This window comes from Salinisphaera sp. T5B8, from assembly GCF_040361255.1.
Classification (GTDB): Bacteria; Pseudomonadota; Gammaproteobacteria; order Nevskiales; family Salinisphaeraceae; genus Salinisphaera.
On record NZ_APNG01000003.1, the window covers coordinates 93,231 to 111,778 of the forward strand.

An 18,548-nucleotide genomic window follows, 5' to 3' on the forward strand; every position below is an offset into this window, starting at 1 on the left:
GGTAGAGTTCGCCGACAAGACGTTGTCCCCAGCGCGGCACGGCGTCTACCGGTTTCGTTTTAGCGCGGCGTCGTTCTTCCGGCGCGGTGTATTTCAAGAGGCATAGCCATGGAGCAAACACAGGTTTCCGATCGCGCGAATGCGCGCAGCGAACAGCCGGCATCGGCCGATTCGTACGGCGCCAGCATCGAGGCGACGGCGCCGGGCAGCTACAAGGTCATCCGTCGCAATGGCAAGGTCACCCCGTTCGATGCCTCCAAGATCGAGCTGGCCGTGACCAAGGCCTTTATCGATGTCGAAGGTCAGCAGGGCGCGGCGTCGTCGCGTATCCGTGAAACCGTCAAGCAGATCACCGAACAGGTGGTGCAGGGCGTGACCCGCAGCCTGCCGGGCGGCGGCGCGGTGCATATCGAGGATATTCAGGACTATGTCGAACTCGCGCTCATGCGCAGCGGCGAGCACAAGGTGGCCCGCTCCTACGTGCTGTATCGCGAAGAGCGTGCCCACGAGCGTGCCGCCAAGCTGGCCGAAAAGGGCGCCGAAGCCGGCGAGCCGGCCCAGGCTGCCGATATCAACGTCGCTTTCAAGGATGGCACCACCCGCCCGCTGGACCGCGATCGCCTGACCCGCGTGATCGACGAAGCCTGTGCCGGCATCGACGGCGTCGCCGCCGAGCAGGTCCTCAAGGACACCCTCAAGAACGCGTTTGATGGCATCTCCGAAGACGAGCTGTCCACAGCACTCGTGCTGTCGGCCCGCCAGCGCCTGGAAGCCGAGCCGAACTACGGCATGGTTGCCGCGCGCTTGCTCATGGACAAGATTCGTCACGAAGGCCTGACCTTCCTTGCCGACGGCGCCGTGGAATACGCCACGCATGCCGAGATGCGCGAGCGCTATCCGTCCTACTTCAAGGATTTCATCGCCGCCGGCGTCGAACACGAACTGATCGATCCGCAGCTCGGCGAATACGATCTGGACCGTCTGGGCCAGGCCCTGATTGCCGATCGCGATCTGTCGTTCACCTATCTGGGCCTGCAGACGCTTTACGACCGCTACTTCATCCATCACGAATCCATGCGCTTCGAACTGCCGCAGGCGTTCTACATGCGCGTGGCGATGGGCCTGGCGATCAACGAGATCGAGCGCGAAGAAAAAGCCATCGAGTTCTACAAGCTGCTCTCGAGCTTCGACTTCATGTCCTCCACGCCGACGCTGTTCAACTCCGGCACGCTGCGCCCGCAGCTGTCGAGCTGCTACCTGACCAGCGTCTCGGACGACCTGCACGGCATTTATGGCGCGGTACAGGACAACGCCATGCTGTCCAAGTTTGCCGGCGGTCTCGGCAACGATTGGACGCCGGTGCGTGCCATGGGTGCCCATATCAAGGGCACGAACGGCAAGAGCCAGGGCGTGGTCCCGTTCCTGAAGGTGGTCAACGACACCGCCGTGGCCGTGAACCAGGGCGGCAAGCGCAAGGGCGCGGTCTGTGCCTATCTGGAAACCTGGCACAAGGACATCGAGGAATTCCTCGACCTGCGCAAGAATACCGGCGACGACCGTCGTCGCTGCCACGACATGAACACCGCGAACTGGATCCCGGATCTTTTCGTCAAGCGTGTGCTCAACGACGAGCCGTGGACGCTGTTCTCGCCCAACGATGTGCCCGACCTGCACGACCTCACCGGCAAGGCGTTCGAAGAAGCCTATGTGGGCTACGAAGCGAAGGCGGCCCGCGGCGAGATCAAGAACTACAAGACGCTCTCGGCCGTGAACCTGTGGCGCAAGATGCTCAGCCTGCTGTTCGAAACGGGCCACCCCTGGTTCACCTTCAAGGACCCGTGCAACCTGCGCAGCCCGCAGCAGCACAAGGGCGTGGTGCATTCGTCCAACCTGTGCACCGAGATCACGCTCAACACCTCGCCGGGCAAGGAAATCGCGGTCTGCAACCTGGGCTCGGTGAACCTGCCGCAGCACATTGAAAACGGCGAACTGAACGTGGCCAAGCTGGAAGCCACCATCAACACCGCCATGCGCATGCTCGATAACGTCATCGAGTACAACTACTACAGCGTGAAGACCGCGCGTGACTCCAACCTGCGTCACCGCCCGGTCGGCATGGGCCTGATGGGCTTTCAGGACGCGCTTTACAAGCTCAAGCTGCCCTACGAATCCAGCGACGCGGTGGAATTCGCCGATCGCTCGATGGAGCAGATCAGCTATCTCGCCATCAAGGCTTCGACCAACCTGGCCGAAGAGCGCGGCGCCTACAGCTCCTTCAAGGGCAGCCTGTGGGACCAGGGCATCCTGCCGATCGACTCGATCAAGATCCTGCGTGAAAACCGCGGCGAAGAATATCTGGATCAGGACGAAGGCCAGACGCTGGATTGGGACACCCTGCGCGAGCGCGTGCAGCGTGTGGGCATGCGTAACTCCAACTGCATGGCCATCGCGCCCACCGCGACCATCGCCAACATCACCGGCGTGAGCCAGTCCATCGAGCCGACGTACCAGAACCTGTACGTCAAATCGAACCTGTCGGGCGAGTTCACCGTGGCCAACCCCTACCTCGTGGAAGACCTCAAGGCGCTCGGCCTGTGGGACGAGGTCATGGCCAACGATCTCAAGTATTACGACGGCAGCGTGCAGGGCATCGACCGCATTCCGGACGACCTGAAAGTGCTCTACAAATGCGCTTTCGAGATCGACCCGCGCTGGCTGGTAGAAGCCGGTTCGCGCCGCCAGAAATGGCTGGATCAGGCCCAGAGCCTGAACCTGTACATGGCCGAACCCTCGGGCCGCAAACTGGACGAACTCTACAAGTTCGCTTGGAAGAAAGGCCTGAAGACCACCTACTACCTGCGCTCCACCAGCGCCACGCATACCGAGAAGTCGACGATCACCGATCATCGCCTGAACGCGGTCGGCAACGGCGGCCAAGGCAGTGGCAAAGGCTCCGGCGGCGGTACTGGCGCCGGCGGCTCGGTGTCCGGCGGTGCGTCGAGCAACGGCGGCGGTCAGACGGTCAACGCAGCGTCCAACGGCGCGAGCGCGACCGAAGCGCCCAAGGCCCGGCCCACGGCATCGGCCGTGGCACCGGCGCCGGAAGGCAAGCCGACCGCGCCCATGGCCTGTGCCATCGACGACCCGGACTGCGAGGCCTGTCAGTAGGCTTTAGCCATGAGCACGCCGTGTTTTCGTTACCAATGGGATGCTGCAAAAGCGCGTTCCAACCGACGAAAACACGGCGTGAGCTTCGATGTCGCCGCCGGTGTGTTCCGTGATCCGCTGGCTTTGACGATTGCCGATCCGGCGCACAGCGAGACTGAAGAGCGTTGGATTACACTCGTGGTGGTGCCGGAAACAGGCCTGCTGGTTGTGGTTCATACCTTGGCCGAGTGGAGTGAAAACGAGATCGATATACGGATCATTTCGGCTCGGCGTGTCAGCACACGGGAACAACGCGACTACGAAGGTGGCGACCTATGAAAGACGAATACGATTTTTCACAAGGCGAACGCGGCAAATTCTATCGGCCCAACGCCTCGCACAATATTCCGTTGTATCTCGACAGCGATGTCATGGAGTTTTTGGCGAAACGCTCGCGCGATCAAGGCATTGAGCCGCGCGAGCTAGCCAATCAAATGCTCAAGAAAGACATCGAGATCGTGCAGGCGGCGGAAAGAACGTCCAAATAACGCGCGTAACAACGCAACAGAACACCGCTTTTTAACGAAGCACAGCAAAAGGAAAGCCACCATGCTCGACTTCGAAGACACTCCCCGCCAAGGCACGCCCGAGCACAAGCCGGGCAGCACGGCCAACCCGAACCCGGCCGGCAACGCGCCCGATCCGTACGCGCTGGACAAGGAAGAAGCGCCGGCCAGCCATGAAGGCGAGCACGCCGAAGCCGTTACCGGCCTGGAACAGGTCGAACTCGGCGCCGGCCGTGTCTCCGTCGATGAAAAGCGCATCATCAACTGCCGCGCCGACGTCAACCAGCTCGTACCCTTCAAGTACACCTGGGCCTGGGAGAAGTACCTCAACGCCTGCGCCAACCACTGGATGCCGCAGGAAGTGAGCATGTCCGCCGACATCGCCATGTGGCAGGACCCGGACGCCCTCACCGAAGACGAGCGTCTTATCTTGAAGCGCGGCTTCGGCTTCTTTGCCTCCAGCGAATCGCTGGTCGCCAACAACATCGTGCTGGGTGTCTACAAGCACCTCACCAACCCCGAATGCCGCCAGTACCTGCTGCGCCAGGCCTTCGAGGAAGCCGTGCACGGGCACACCTTCCAGTACATCGTGGAAAGCCTCAACCTCGACGAGGGCGAGATCTTCAACATGTACCGCGAGCTGCCCAGCGTGCACAACAAGGCCGCCTGGGCCATGCAGTACACCCAGAGCCTGAACGACCCCAACTTCCAGACCGGCACCCACGAAAACGACCAGATTTTCCTGCGTGACCTGATCGCCTTCTACGTGATCTTCGAAGGCATCTGGTTCTATGCCGGCTTCGTGCAGTATCTGAGCTTCGGACGTCGCAACAAGATGACCGGCACCGCCGAGCAGATGCAATACATCATGCGCGACGAGTCCATGCACCTGAACTTCGGCATCGACGTGATCAACCAGATCAAGATCGAAAACCCGAACCTCTGGACGCAGGAATTCCAGGACGAAGCCCGTCGCATGATCGACGAAGCCATGCACCTGGAAATCGAATACGCCCACGACACGATGCCCCGCGGCGTGCTCGGCCTGAACGCCAGCATGTTCGACGAATACATGAAGTTCATCGCCAACCGCCGCTGCTCGCAGATCGGCCTGGCCGAGCTATACCCCGGCGCGGAAAACCCGTTCCCGTGGATGAGCGAGATGATGGACCTCAAGAAGGAAAAGAACTTCTTCGAGACTCGGGTGATTGAGTATCAGTCGGGTGGGGCGCTTAGCTGGGACTAAGCAGCGATGCGATTCGAGTGGGACGAGGCCAAGAACAACGCCAACCGGCGTAAACATGGCCTCAGCTTCGAAACCGCCTGTCGCGTTTTTGAAGACCCACTCGTCCTAAGCCAACCCGAACGTGTGGTCGACGGCGAGCAACGCTGGCAGACGATGGGCGAAGTCGCCGGCGTTGCGCTTATTCTGGTTGCCCACACCGTTCGTGAGGGGCAAGATGATGAGGTCATTCGCATCATCTCAGCGCGACGCGCAACACGCCATGAGCGAAAGCAATACCAACAAGCCTAATCCTGGCGACCGAGCACTTAATCGATTGGCCGCCATGTCGGACGACGATATCGATACGTCGGATATTCCCGAGGTGAGAGACTGGAGCCGTGCCGAGCGCGGCAAATTCTTTCGGCCCGGAGCGGCTGATAATGTGCCGTTGTATCTCGATTCCGAAGTGACAGCGTTTCTCAGGGAGCGTGCGGCCACGCTAGGCATTCCGTTGCGTGATTTGGCGAACGAAATGCTTAAGAAAGATATTGAGCTGGTCCATTCTGTTGAGTCCAAGTCCTAGTTATGCACGATGCAAGACCTGACGCCGAATCACGATGGATCTGAAGAAGGAGAAGAACTTTTTTGAGACTCGGGTGATTGAGTATCAGTCGGGTGGGGCGTTGAGCTGGGACTAGAAAATTTTAAAGCGGGCATTAGCCCGCTTTTTTTAGGCTTTGATATATTGATGTTAAAACCGTGGCTGTTAGAGCGAATCAAACGTGGCGAAGCCGTCTTATTTCTAGGTGCTGGCTCCACTTTTGGAGCTACTTCAAGCACTGGGGAAAGCCCGTTATCTGGCGATGCTCTGAAAGACCAGATATGTGACGAATTTCTGGGCGGCAGACTAAAGAATAAAAGCCTCGCAAAAGTCGCTGAGCTCGCAAAAAATGAGAGCAGTCTATTAGATGTTCAAAACTTTGTCGCAGCGAAGTTTTCCGCGCTTCGACCTTCAGAATTTCATAAAAAAGTTGCAAGCTTTCCCTGGAAAGGAATTGTCACGACCAACTACGATTTGGTAATAGAACGGGCATATCAAAATTCCACACCCAAGCCTGTCCAAGACCTGTTCCCTATCGTGAGAGGAGGCGAAAATTTTTCGGAGATAGTCCGAAATCCCAGAGCGTTGCCTTATCTAAAGCTGCACGGCTGCATAAGCGTGGCCAACGACGAACGGCTTCCACTCATTCTCGCGGAGGAAGAGTACGCTAAATATAAGAAATATAGAGAGCGGCTGTTTACTCATCTCAATGAATGGGCGAAAGACTACACCATAGTTTTTTGCGGTTACGACATCGCTGACCCGCACATACAACAAATACTATTCGACATTGGTGATTCATCTGTAGAAAGAAAACAATACATCTACGTACCCCTGATCTTGACGAAATAGAAGAAAGTTATTGGCAATCACGTCGCGTCACCCCGGTAACTGCTAAATTTTCAGAATTTATCGCATATTTAGACACTGAAATACCCCGGGAGCAGCGTCTGCTAGCTAGTCTTTTAACAAACACTCAAGGTTCGCTAAATCGATGGGTTGTAGCCGGTACGCCTTCGGCACAGCTTGAAGCTGAACTGGCGAATAATTTGGTGTTGGTCGACGCTGATATGGCGGCCGTCGGAATTATTCCGGCTGACTTTTATGCGGGTCAAGGCAATAATTGGAGCGCCATTGCAGGTAACTTAGACATAAAGAGGAGAATTACAGAGGATATTCTGATTAATATCCTCCTCCAACAAGCGGGGGACCAGGACTCTAGGGTCTTTCTTCTAAAGGGACACGCTGGAAGCGGGAAATCAGTCACCTTGAAAAGGTTTGCTTGGGAGCTCTCCCAAAAGCTTAATCAGTTAGTTATTTACGTACCAGCTGAAGGGCGCTTGACGCGTGATGTAGCCAGAGAGCTCTATGATTTGACCAAACAGCGTGTCACCTACGTATTCGATGATGCGATGAGGCGTAGCACCGATATTGCAGCAGTATCGAAAGCAGCGAGAACCGAAAAGCTCCCAGTGACAGTTGTGATGGCCGCCCGGACCAACGAATGGAATATCGGGAGTGGCGAGCTTGAATCGCTGGTTGATAACGAGTACGAGTTAAGAGACCTTAATCCGTCTGAGGTCTCCGAGCTATTGGCGAAGCTCGAAGAACATGACTGTCTTGGGCACTTGAAAGACGTGCCGGACGAAAAGCGTAGAGAATTCTTTGTGCTTACTGCAGAGTACCAGCTTTTAGTGGCGCTGCACGAAGCTACAATGGGTCGCCCGTTCGAAGATATCGTCTTAGACGAATTCAGAAATGTTCGTCCAGAAGGTGCTAAAGCTCTCTATTTGGATGTTTGTACTTTGCACCGTTTTGATGTCGGTCTTAGGGCTGGCTTGCTTTCGAGAATCTCGGGTATATCGATTGAGAGGTTTGAGAAGGATTTTTTCAAGCCGCTGGAGCATCTTGTCTCCACATACTTTGATTCGTCATCGAGAGATTACGCTTATAGGTCGCGTCACCCGGTTATAGCGGATGTGATATTCAAGAATTTATTTGAGACTCAAGCCGATCGGGCGACGCAAATCGAACGAGTCATCAGTTTTATGAACGTGGACTACGAATCAGATTCGCGCGCGTTTGAGCAGATGATACGCGGGAAACACTTAGCGACGCTTTTCTCTGATCGCCAATTCGCTGACCGGATATTTTCAGCCGCTATGGACAGCTCTGCTAATCTTTCCCACGTTGAGCACCAGCGAGCAGTTTTTGAACTGAACCATGTCGCCGGGAATTTGGATGCCGCTTTATCAGCTATCGAGCGCGCTTTAAGCGCTGGTTCAGGGTCGCAGTTTTCGATACTTCATACAAAAGCTCTCGTCCTCCGAAAGAAGGCGCTAAACGCCTCGGAAGGATTAGGAAAAGATGCTTTTAGACAGGAGGCGAGAAGGATATTAGAGCGCCAAGCGAAGACGTCTCATACGTCACATGCATTACACTCCATTGGTCAACTTTTAATTGACGAGCTTCGTGAAGCGCTGATAAAGGTAGAAGACCCGAATTCGGCGCTTGTTGATCGGGCCGTGGCCTCGTTATCGAAGCAGTTGGAAAAAGTGGTTAGCGACGGCCACAGTAAATTTCCGGCAGACTCCCACATGCTCACTTTAGAAGCGTCTTTCGCTCAATTGCTAGAGCAAGAACCAAGATTTATAACTGCTTTAGAAAATGCGTTTGCGCACAGTCCGGGCGATGGTTTGATAGCTGTCAGGCTTGCTAAAGCTCAAGTCAAAGCTGGCGTACCAGCTGACGCATTATCAACTTTGGCTCAATGCATTGAAAGAAATCCAGCCGATAAGCGCGCGCGCTACGAATACGCGAGGCAGCTAATTCGCACTAAGCAGCCTGACAATAAAGCCGTCATACGTCACCTGCGGGCAAGTTTCTCCGAAGGTGATACTAATTATGCAGCGCAATTCTGGTGTGCTCGCCATTACTTTCTCTATGATGATCGCTCGCGTGCAAAAGAATTGTTTCAAAAGCTAGAAAAGGCACGCGTTCCGCCGGCTGTCCGAAATCGCGTGCAAGGTTTCGCTAGGAATTATTCGGGCGAGCTCGAGAGTTTTGTCGGTCATATTTCGCGGCTAGAGGATGGCTTCTGTTTTATTCAACTGGAAACCATTCAAGAGTCGGTTTTCGCTCATTACACACAATTTAGCGGTGATCAGTGGGGTAAACTCAGAGTTGGAAACGAAGTCAGTTGTTATCTTGGATTTAGTTTTAGAGGTCCTGTCGCGACCGAAGTCCGAGCAAATTAGCTGTCAACGACCATCCCCTGCTATTGAGTAGCAGCCCGATCTAGCAAGCAGCCGGCGGAGCGCCGGGGTCAGGTTGAGCTAGCCCGGCTCCCACGGACAAGTACATCAAGCCACAGCTTGATGCGACTCTTCCACTTCTAGCGGTGTTCGATACCCCAGCGTCTGATGGAGCCGCTGGCATAGCGAGTGGCGGGGTCTAGCGAGTGGCGGGGTCATAGCGAGTGGCGGGGTCATAGCGAGTGGCGGGGTCATAGCGAGTGGCGGGGTCAGGTCTTGCATCGTGCATCTGGGTGGTTAAACTCAGCGTCAACCCGCAACAGTAAGCCCGCTATGGCCCGTCCGACCATACCCCGGTTTCAGTAGCGTTTCGATCCAGAGTCCCAGGGTTTAAATGGCCGCCTCTGCGGCCATTTGCGCAGCGTAGTCAGCGGGCGTCAGCCCGCTGAGTTCTTTCTTCGGTCGTTCTTCGTTGTACTCCCGATGCCAGCCTCGGATGATCGTAGTGGCGTGAGCGAGGCTCACGCGGAGCGCCGGGGTCAGGTCTTGCATTGTGCATTTTGAGTGCCGGCCTGTTAACTTGGATGCAAGAGCAAACTGACCGGCGCAGTTATGAATCCCTACGCGTTTCTCTTTGGGTTGGTGCCGTTAGTGGCGTTCGCGCCCATGCTTGTAGCGGCTTGGGTTAGAGACCGATATACGGAACGAACGATAAGACAGCGAGGATTGAAGCATCCTTTTACGCGCGGTCTGCGTCGGCCGCCTGGCTATTCTCTTTCTGTTCAGATCCCCGAGCTTCAGATGGAAGCCGTATCGAGGATGTTCTTTGCGGTCGTAATCGGTACCACGATCACGGTGGTTGCACCCATAGCGCTTGGTATTTTCGGGGTGCCGGGCTGGGTCGGGATATTAGTCGGCATCGCTGGTGCTTTCGGTTGGGGATGCGTTGAGGCGGGCCGCTTCATTCGGCTACTTGCGCTCATCCGCCGCAAGCGATTGGGTTGGGAAGGCGAGCTTGCGACAGGCGAACAACTTAATCAGCTTTATGCCCATGGCTACGATATTTTTCATGATCTTGATGGCGGGCGTTTCAATATCGATCACGTAGCCGTTGGGCCCGCGGGCGTTTTCGCGATCGAGACCAAGGCACGGGTTAAAAGCCAAGGCGTCGAGAAAGAAGAGTATTGGCGCGCGGATTTTGACGGGCGGCAGATCGACTTCGCCGGTTATCGGACCGCCGCTCCGCTTAAACAGGCGCAACGGAACGCGGAATGGCTTAGCCGCCAACTTACGTCAGCTATAGGAGAGGCGGTAGCCGTGCAGCCCGTAGTGGCGTTACCAGGGTGGTACGTCAACCGGTCCGGAAAATCGGATATTCGTGTTGTTAACCCAATCGAATTCGGGAAGATGATCCGCGGCTCGCGCGCGAGGCCTTTAGATTCGTCGATGATTCAACGAATCGCGCATCAGCTCGACGCGTTATGTCGTGACGTAGCTAAGGACAAGCAGGTGGTTCGGTAGGCCTCTAGCTTGCATGAACGCCTAAGGAGCATTCACGGATGGCCCGACCGCTACGCTTGGAATTCGCCGGCGCGCTCTATCACGTCACCGCCCGCGGCGATCGCAAGGAAGCGATCTACGAGGACGATGAAGATCGTGAGGCGTTTCTCGGTGTGCTTGCCGATGTGGCTGATCGCTTCAACTGGCTGGTGCACGCCTACTGCGAGATGACTAACCACTATCACCTGCTGATCGAAACGCCGGACGGCAATCTGTCGAAGGGTATGCGGCAGCTGAATGGGGTGTATACGCAGTACAGCAACCGCCGACATGGCCGTGTGGGCCATCTGTTTCAGGGGCGTTATAAGGCGATTCTCGTGCAGAAGGAATCGTATTTGCTGGAAGTGGCGCGTTATATCGTGCTCAACCCGGTTCGGGCTCAGATGGTACGCAGTGCGGGCGACTGGCCGTGGAGCAGTTATCGCGCCACTGCGGGGCGTGCGGGCGTGCCACGTTTTTTGACGACGGATTGGATTCTGTCAGCGTTTGGCGATCGTCTAAAAGAATCGCAGCTTGCCTATCGAGGGTTTGTAAGTGAGGGGCGTGGTCAGCCGGCGCCGTGGGCTGATTTAGCCAACCAGGTGCTGTTGGGCGACGATGCGTTCGTTGAAGACATGCGTTCCAAGCTCGAACAATCGAACCGAACGCTAGCCGAGGTGCCACGTGCACAGCGCCTCGGTCGTGCCAAGCCCTTGGCTGACTATGCTGCCCAGAGCTATACGCGGAACGATGCGATCGTTGCGGCCTTCAGATCCGGTGGTTACAGCATGGCCGAGATTGGGGCGTATTTCGGCGTGCATTATTCGACGGTGAGCCGCGTCGTTCGTGCAGCTGAACGCGTATCGTAACTGAACGAGTTGTCGAGGATTTCCCAATAGAGGCTTCAAGTACGTAGCAGCTGCAAGCGGCTAGCACTTGGGCGTGTCGCGTTTTTTACGATAGGAAGTCTTCCAGGCACCTGGTGCGAGATCAGCGCATTAAGGGGTGGCGATGCCTAGCGCGTGGGCAGGGACGGATCGTGTTCTGACAAATGATTAATCGTGGCGCGAAGCGGAGATAGCCATATAGCTGAAAAAGCCGCCAACCGCGATAACGAGCAAGCCCATGAAAATGTCCATCGCTATAAATCCTCGAGTTGATCGATGCGGCGTTCGATTTGCTGGTGTAATCCGCGAATTCCTGCTGCAAAAGATACCAACGCCACGACACCGCCGACCAACACAGGCCATGGGGCCACATCAAAATGGCTCAGTAGCCAGCCGACCAGGCTGATCGTCAATGCCGCAAGTATCCCGAGCCAGAACTTGAGATACGCAATCTGTTCGCGAACGCGCTCGCTTTTCGACATGAATCGATGATACCTGCTTCGTCTCGGTCGATCATCTCGTGCCAGTAAGTAGCCAAACTGCATTTCAAAATGCCATGCGCTACACATGGGCCGTTGTGGCCCAAGCCCCTGCACGCCGAAAGGACGAGGTCACTTCGACCTATTTCGCAGTCATCTACGTCGCGATATTGCTGCCGGTGGTCGGCCTGGGCGCTACTGCTATGTTGGCCGCCCGAACCGACGGGCAGCCTGCGCGGCAACACGCGGTTCGCTACGTCGTTAAGGTGGCGTGTTTACACGACTACCTTGGCTGGCGGAGCGCCGCCGGCCCTCAGCCCCAGATACGCTTCGAAGCGATCGCGGCGCCTTCGGTCAGCGAGCCGAGCTTGGCCCAGGCCACATCCGGTGCCACGAATTCATAGCTGGCGAAGGTGCCGAAACCACAGTCCGTGCCGGCGATGACGCGCTCGCGATCGCCCACGGCGTCCACCGCAGCACAGATACGGTTGGCGACGACCTGCGGGTGTTCGAGGTAGTTGGTGGTTACGTCGATCACGCCCGGCAGCAGCAGCATGCCCGCCGGTAGCGGATGCTGCTTGAAGGCGACGGTTTCGTGTTCGTGGCGGGGATTGCCGAGCGGGATGCTCAACGCGCCCACGTTGGCGCGATAGAGAATCGGCAACAATTCGTCGACCGGCACGTCGTCCTGGTGCGGGCCCTGCCAGTTGCCCCAGCACACGTGCAGGCGCACCTTCTCGGGCGGGATGTCCGCCAGCGCGAGGTTGATCGCTTCTACATGCAGTTCGACGCGTTCGAGGAAGGTGCCGAGCGGCGCGTCGCCAAACATCACCACGCGTTCCATGGCCAGGTCCGGTGCATCGAGCTGCAGCAGGTGGCCGCAGGCGACGATGGCGTCGTATTCCTTTTTCATCTCTTTAGCGACGGCGAGCACGTAGTCGCGATCGGTGCGATACGCCGGGTTGTGCTCGCCGCGCAGCATGGTGGTGGTCACCACGCCGGGGGACGCCGCCGTCATGAAGGTTTCGGCCGGTTTCGGATGATTGGCCAGGCCGCGCTCGAAGGCATCCAGCTCGGCGGTGACACCCGCCAGCGAGTCCTCGTAGTGGACGGCCTGCTGGGCTTCGGCCGTATCCCACACCCGGGCCAGATCCTCGGCCACGCCGATCTGGCGCGCCATATGGTCGGCATAGCCGGGAAAGCGCTGCATATCGAGCACGGTCTTGCGCCGCTGCTCGCCGCCGAAGCCGCTCATGCGTTCGACCACGTAAGTGGAAAAACCGACGCGCGGCGCTTCGCCGTCGTTGATGACATCCAGTCCGGCATCGATCTGACCCTTGACCGCCCGGGCCACGCCGTCGTCGATATGGCGTGCCAAGGCATTGGCGTCGACCGGCTTGCCTTTTTCCTGCTTGACCAGCAGTTCCGACAGCTCGCGCGGACGCGGCAGGCTGCCGGTATGGGTAGTCAAGATTCGATCGCGGCTGTGTTGCATGGAGCAGTAATGGGGTCAGGTCTTGCATTGTGCATAGGCGCGGTTAAACTCAACATCAAACCGCAACAGTTGATCCGCCATGGCCCGCCCACTACGCCTCGAATTCGCCGGCGCGCACTATCACGTCACCGCACGCGGCGATCGCCAGGAAGCGATCTACGAAGACGATGAAGACCGTCAGGCGTTTCTGGATGTGCTCGCGGCCGTGGCCGACCGCTTCAATTGGTTGGTGCACGCCTACTGCGAGATGACCAATCACTATCATTTGCTCATCGAAACGCCCGACGGCAATTTGTCGAAAGGCATGCGGCAGTTGAACGGGGTGTATACGCAGTACAGCAACCGCCGGCATGGCCGCGTGGGGCATCTGTTCCAGGGACGCTACAAGGCGATTCTCGTACAGAAGGAATCGTATCTGCTGGAAGTGGCGCGCTATGTCGTGCTTAATCCGGTGCGGGCACAGATGGTGCGCAGTGCCGGCGACTGGCCGTGGAGCAGTTATCGCGCAACGGCGGGGCGTGCGAGGGTGCCGCGTTTACTGACCACCGATTGGATTCTGTCGGCGTTTGGCGATTGGCTTAAAGAATCGCAGCTCGCCTATCGTCGCTTCGTGAGCGAGGGGCACGGTCAGCCTGCGCCGTGGGCGGCGCTCGCCAATCAAGTGCTGCTGGGCGATGACGCGTTCGTCGATCGGATGCGTTCAAAAATCGAGCAGTCCAACCGATCGCTTAGCGAAGTGCCGCGTGCCCAGCGTGCTGGTCGTGCCAAGCCGTTGGCTGACTATGCTGCACAGAGCAATACGCGTGACGAAGCGATCGTGGCGGCTTACGGCTCCGGCGGTTACAGCATGGCCGAGGTCGGCGCGTATTTCGGCGTGCATTATTCGACGGTGAGCCGCATCGTTAGGGCAGCTGAACGCGTGTCGTAGACGAGCGCGTTGTCGAAGATTTCCCGACAGCGGCGTCAAATACCTAGAAGCTGGAAGCGCCTAGAACTTGGGCGTCCCGCGCTTTTTACGATACCAAGTCTTGCACTGCAACTCGTGTGAGATTAGCGAATCAAGTGATGTACGGATCCGGGAATAGTATATTCAATTAACGCGTTGGCATGAGCGATGCCCATTCATCAACGGTTCGCTTGGCTCGGCTCGTCTACTGTTAGTTTTCAAACGTTCTTGGACTGACCAGCGAGTAATAGGGGCAGACCACGAATTTGCCGCCAGATCGCTCTGAAAAGGGCGGCAGTTTTCGTCATTTGCGGCGTTACGCCGGAAAAGGCGGTCTGCCCTTATTTTCCCTTCGGTAGGTGCGCTAGCGGGGTCAAACGCCCTGGGCCAGTCGGTCGGGCTGTGGCATCGAAGGTTCGGCCGTGAGCCGAACGTCGCTTTGCGTCGGGCCATGTGCCGGCGCGGTCGTCTGTCTCCGTTTGCGGACATATATTCGTTACCGGCGATAAAAAGCGCCGATCGCCGAAACGATAACGATTTCACAATCAGCGGCTTGTACGGATAGACGCCGGCTTAGCCCGTTGATCGATTGAATCCCGTACCGTGCAGGCGACAGTATCGACCGCTCGGACCCAACACGACGAGGCGGCCGTGGCCAAACATATTCTGATCTTTTCGGATGGCACCGGCCAGATGGGCGGGCTGCGGCCGGACCAGACGCTGAGCAACGTCTACAAGCTGTATCGGGCGATGCGGCCGGGGCCGACGTCGCCTATCGATCCGGGCGTTCAGTATGCGTTCTATGACCCGGGGCTTGGGGCGGCTGCCGCGGGCGGTGGGTTCCGGCAACGCATACATAACCGGTTTTCGGCCGCTCTGGGCACCGGCATCGATGAAAACATCATCGATTGTTATGTCGCGATCATTGCGAACTATGAGCCAGGCGATCGGATTAGTTTGTTCGGTTTCAGCCGGGGTGCTTATACCGTGCGTTCGTTGGCGAACGTGATGAATCTCTGTGGCGTACCCCGTGAAGATGGGGATGGCCATCCGGTGCCGCGCCACGGCCCACACCTACGTAAGATCGCGACCGATGCCGTACGTTATGTCTATAACCACGGGGCGGGTAAGAAACGCGATCGTTATGAATACCAGCGCGAGAAGAAAGCGCTTCGTTTTCGTAAGAAATATGCCTGCGAAGGAATAGGAGCGGACGGCGAGTCACAGGGCAACGTGCAACCTGATTTCATCGGCGTGTTCGATACGGTCGCATCGCTGACGACACGCACGGCCTCGCTGATTGTCTCGGCCATTGCCCTGTCTCTCGTGGCGCTCGTCGCATACACCGCTTATCAAGGGTGGCTCTGGGCGTGCATGGGTACCACATTGCTGGCTGTATTCATGCTCTATCGAGCGGCCCGTGTCTGGGCTGGTCAGTTCAAGTATTTCTTCGAGGACCCCGAGCGCCGGATTCATCTCTGGAATCCGTTGCATTGGCCGGCGGCGATCCGTGCCGGTCATTTCGCGAACTGGAATGGCTCGAACTACGACGAATACGTCGATCGCGAGGTCGGCTTCTTGCGTCATGCCTTGTCGATTGATGAGAACCGCAAACGGTTTCCGCGGGTGCCCTGGGGAAGAAGCGAAGACATCGAATGGAATAACGAGCAGGGTAATGACGCGTGGATGCGACAGATCTGGTTCGCCGGCAACCATTCGGATATCGGCGGGGGTTATCCGGAAGCCGAATCTCGGTTGTCGGATATTCCCTTGGCCTGGATGGTCGAGGAGTTGAAGAAGGCATTGCCGGACGTGATCATTCGAAGCGATCTGTTGCAGACCTGGCCCGACTCGAGCGGACTGCAACATGACGAGCGAAAGCGCTTTCGTCTGGCATTGCCGGATTGGCTGCGGAAGATAACGCCGGGTTGGATGACCTGGGGTCACGGGCCTCGAGAACCGAACGACGCCGCGACGCTACATCCTTCCGTCGTCGAACGATTCAAATACGCCCACGTGCCGTTTCTTGACGAGATGAAGCCATATCGACCGCCGAACCTTAAAACCCACCATCGAGTCGGCTCTTTCTACACGCCGTGACTTGATAGGTGGTCCGCTCGTGACGCGGTGATCTGGGACGCGGCATTTGCGTGATCCGGGGACTATATATTTAATTCACGAGTTGGCATGGGCTACGCCTACTCATAAGAGGCTAGCCCGGCTTACCTCATAGCGTGCCCGTTTTCGAACACTGGCAAGGCGATAGGACAGGTCATGCATCGTGCATAGCCGCGGTTGAACGCAACCTCAAACCGCGAAACAAGGCAGCCATGGCTCGCCCGTTACGCCTCATTCGGGCGGCCACGACGTGGTGGGCACTGGCACGATAAACAGTCTGATTCGCCCGTAGTATCGTGAGCCCGCGGCCAAGGGTTTGATTTGAATTGTTGGGGGCACCATGGACGACCAGCCTGATCGCCTACTCAAGGCGTATTTCGGTTACGAGCGTTTTCAACCCGGCCAGCGTGAAGTGATCGAGCACTTGTTGGCTGGCCGTTCTGCGGCGGCGGTATTTCCTACCGGCGGCGGTAAATCGCTGTGCTATCAACTGCCGGCATTGGCGTTGCCGGGTATCACGTTAGTGGTGTCGCCGTTGATCGCGTTGATGAAGGATCAGATCGATGCGTTGCGCGCCCGTGGCATCGCTGCACAGCGGCTGGATTCGAGCCTCGATGCCGAGGGTTACCGTGCTGTGATGGATCGCCTGCGCTCGGGCGAGTTGCGTCTTTTGTATGTGGCGCCAGAGCGTTTCAACAACGAACGCTTTCGGCAAACGCTGAGCCAATTACGCGTATCGCTGTTTGCGGTGGACGAGGCGCATTGCATCTCGGAATGGGGGCACAATTTCCGCCCCGACTATCTCAAGCTGGTGGGTTTCGCCAAGGCGGCCAAGGCCGAGCGCCTGTTGGCGCTGACCGCGACCGCCACGCCGGCCGTGCTGGACGACATTTGCCGGGTGCTCGATATCGGGGCTGGCTGTGCCGTGCGTACAGCTTTTTATCGTCCCAATCTGACGCTGCTGTTCGCGCCGACCACCGTGGAACAGCGCGACCATGATCTGCTGGCGCGTCTGAATGAGCGGTCGGCGGGGCCGACGATCGTTTATGTAACCCTTCAGCGGACCGCAGAGCAGGTGGCGAAGCAGCTGGCCGATGCGGGCCATCCAGCACGGGCCTACCACGCCGGGATGGACAGCGAGAAGCGCAGCGTGGTGCAGGAATGGTTCGTGCGTTCGAGCGACGGCATTGTGGTGGCGACGATCGCGTTCGGCATGGGCATCGACAAGGCTAATATCCGCTACGTCTATCACTACAACTTGCCCAAGAGCCTGGAAAACTACGCACAAGAAATCGGCCGAGCCGGGCGCGACGGCAAGAATGCTGTGTGCGAGATGTTGGCTTGCGCCGACGACCAGAACACGTTGGAAAATTTCGTCTATGGCGATACGCCCACGGCAGCGGCGATCGATTCTTTCCTGCACGACCTATTCGCGCAGGAAGAGGAATTCGACATCAGCCTGTCGGCGCTATCCCGCACGCATGATCTGCGTGAACTGGTCGCGCGCACGCTGCTGACTTATCTGGAATTGCAGGGGTACCTGAAGGGCGGCACGCCGTTTTACGCCAGTTACCGATTCCGGCCGAAGATGACGTCCGAGGAAATACTGGCCCGTTTCCAGGGGGCCCGCCGGCAGTTCCTGGCCGAGCTGCTACGCCGGGCGCGCAAGGCGCGGACCTGGTTTGACCTGGATGTGGATAGCGCGGTCGCCGAGATGGGCCAGCCGCGCGAGCGCATCGTCGCGGCGCTGGATTATCTGGGCGAGCAGCATATGCTGGAAGTCACCGCGGCCGGCGTGCGTCATCGCTACCGGATTCTGCAGCGCCCCGACAGCGTGAAGGCATTGGCCGCCAAACTTTACGAGCACGCGCTACGCCGCGAGGAGAGCGAGTTGGCGCGCTTGCAGCAAGTGCTTGCGCTCATCGAAGCGGATGGCTGCCAAGTGGCGGCCTTGAGTGCGCACTTCGGCGAACAGCGCGAGCCCTGCGGCCACTGCTCCTGGTGCTTGAATGATGGCAAACCGGTGCGCATCCCGGCCCGTCGCAAAACCGAGATCGATCCGGCCGTGTGGGCCGAGATGGAGACGCTGCGACGACAACACCCGAATGTATTGGGCCCGGCACGTGTCGTGGCGCGCTTTTTGTGTGGCGTTTCATCGCCGTCGCTATCCAAGGCGAAACTTACGCGCCATACCCTGTTTGGCCGCCTGGCTGATGTACCGTTCGCGGCAGTGGAAAAGCACGCTCAGGATTCTGCACCGCCGACAGCGTGAACATGACTAATAGGCACTA

General features: G+C 57.8%; 15 protein-coding genes and 2 pseudogenes. 14 read left to right on the forward strand and 3 right to left on the reverse strand.

What is annotated here, in order from left to right; all coding sequences use genetic code 11:
- Positions 1–108 precede the first annotated feature (108 nt).
- From T5B8_RS03680 to T5B8_RS03720, 9 genes and pseudogenes are all read left to right on the forward strand, one after another.
- Positions 109–3,168: a ribonucleoside-diphosphate reductase subunit alpha gene (locus tag T5B8_RS03680; protein ID WP_353176327.1), complete on the forward strand. Its 3,060-nt coding sequence runs from the start codon at positions 109–111 to the stop codon at positions 3,166–3,168.
- A gap of 9 nt (positions 3,169–3,177) precedes the next feature.
- Positions 3,178–3,486, forward strand: coding sequence for a BrnT family toxin (locus T5B8_RS03685; protein ID WP_353176329.1), 309 nt, complete (start codon positions 3,178–3,180; stop codon positions 3,484–3,486).
- Positions 3,483–3,695 (forward strand): ubiquitin family protein, encoded by a 213-nt coding sequence (locus T5B8_RS03690; protein ID WP_353176331.1) that lies wholly within the window; start codon positions 3,483–3,485, stop codon positions 3,693–3,695. The genes T5B8_RS03685 and T5B8_RS03690 overlap by 4 nt, the downstream gene beginning before the upstream one ends.
- Before the next feature lie 61 nt (positions 3,696–3,756).
- Entirely contained in the window at positions 3,757–4,959 is a 1,203-nt protein-coding gene (locus T5B8_RS03695; protein WP_353176332.1) for a ribonucleotide-diphosphate reductase subunit beta, read from the forward strand.
- 6 nt (positions 4,960–4,965) lie between these two features.
- Positions 4,966–5,247 carry a BrnT family toxin gene (locus tag T5B8_RS03700; protein WP_353176334.1) on the forward strand — a complete coding sequence of 94 codons (282 nt, stop codon included), beginning with the start codon at positions 4,966–4,968 and terminating at the stop codon, positions 5,245–5,247.
- Positions 5,219–5,521: a hypothetical protein gene (locus tag T5B8_RS03705; RefSeq protein ID WP_353176336.1), complete on the forward strand. Its 303-nt coding sequence runs from the start codon at positions 5,219–5,221 to the stop codon at positions 5,519–5,521. The genes T5B8_RS03700 and T5B8_RS03705 overlap by 29 nt, the downstream gene beginning before the upstream one ends.
- Positions 5,522–5,555: 34 nt before the next feature.
- Positions 5,556–5,636 (forward strand): annotated as a pseudogene (locus T5B8_RS03710) (hypothetical protein); the annotation flags it as partial.
- 50 nt (positions 5,637–5,686) lie between these two features.
- Positions 5,687–6,391: an SIR2 family protein gene (locus tag T5B8_RS03715; RefSeq protein ID WP_353176338.1), complete on the forward strand. Its 705-nt coding sequence runs from the start codon at positions 5,687–5,689 to the stop codon at positions 6,389–6,391.
- Between the two features lie 203 nt (positions 6,392–6,594).
- Entirely contained in the window at positions 6,595–8,796 is a 2,202-nt protein-coding gene (locus tag T5B8_RS03720; protein ID WP_353176340.1) for a P-loop NTPase, read from the forward strand.
- A 387-nt stretch (positions 8,797–9,183) separates the two neighbouring features.
- On the opposite strand, the pseudogene T5B8_RS19980 reads toward T5B8_RS03720, so the two are convergent.
- Positions 9,184–9,315, reverse strand: a pseudogene (locus T5B8_RS19980) (IS3-like element IS407 family transposase); the annotation flags it as partial.
- A 204-nt stretch (positions 9,316–9,519) separates the two neighbouring features.
- On the opposite strand from T5B8_RS19980, the gene T5B8_RS03730 reads away from it, so the two are divergent.
- The gene (locus tag T5B8_RS03730; RefSeq protein ID WP_353176342.1) at positions 9,520–10,314 is read left to right on the forward strand and encodes a nuclease-related domain-containing protein; all 795 of its coding nucleotides are present in this window, start codon (positions 9,520–9,522) and stop codon (positions 10,312–10,314) included.
- Positions 10,315–10,352: 38 nt separating this feature from the next.
- Positions 10,353–11,201: an REP-associated tyrosine transposase gene (locus T5B8_RS03735; protein ID WP_353176344.1), complete on the forward strand. Its 849-nt coding sequence runs from the start codon at positions 10,353–10,355 to the stop codon at positions 11,199–11,201.
- A 272-nt stretch (positions 11,202–11,473) separates the two neighbouring features.
- Here the strand turns inward: T5B8_RS03735 and T5B8_RS03740 are convergent, their stop codons facing one another.
- Together T5B8_RS03740 and T5B8_RS03745 are read right to left on the reverse strand one after the other, a co-directional pair.
- The gene (locus T5B8_RS03740) at positions 11,474–11,701 is read right to left on the reverse strand and encodes a hypothetical protein (RefSeq protein ID WP_353176346.1); all 228 of its coding nucleotides are present in this window, start codon (positions 11,699–11,701) and stop codon (positions 11,474–11,476) included.
- 310 nt (positions 11,702–12,011) lie between these two features.
- On the reverse strand, positions 12,012–13,169 hold the full coding sequence (locus tag T5B8_RS03745) for a cobalamin-independent methionine synthase II family protein (RefSeq protein WP_353176348.1): 1,158 nt from the start codon (positions 13,167–13,169) through the stop codon (positions 12,012–12,014).
- Between the two features lie 103 nt (positions 13,170–13,272).
- Here T5B8_RS03745 and T5B8_RS03750 point away from each other — a divergent pair, with 103 nt between their 5' ends.
- The 3 genes from T5B8_RS03750 to T5B8_RS03760 all read left to right on the forward strand — a co-directional run bounded on the left by T5B8_RS03750 (position 13,273) and on the right by T5B8_RS03760 (position 18,529).
- Positions 13,273–14,121 (forward strand): transposase, encoded by an 849-nt coding sequence (locus T5B8_RS03750; protein WP_353176350.1) that lies wholly within the window; start codon positions 13,273–13,275, stop codon positions 14,119–14,121.
- A 669-nt stretch (positions 14,122–14,790) separates the two neighbouring features.
- Entirely contained in the window at positions 14,791–16,239 is a 1,449-nt protein-coding gene (locus T5B8_RS03755; protein ID WP_353176352.1) for a phospholipase effector Tle1 domain-containing protein, read from the forward strand.
- Between the two features lie 358 nt (positions 16,240–16,597).
- Complete coding sequence (locus T5B8_RS03760) at positions 16,598–18,529, forward strand: RecQ family ATP-dependent DNA helicase (protein WP_353176354.1); 1,932 nt, start codon at positions 16,598–16,600, stop codon at positions 18,527–18,529.
- The last annotated feature ends 19 nt before the right edge of the window (positions 18,530–18,548 follow it).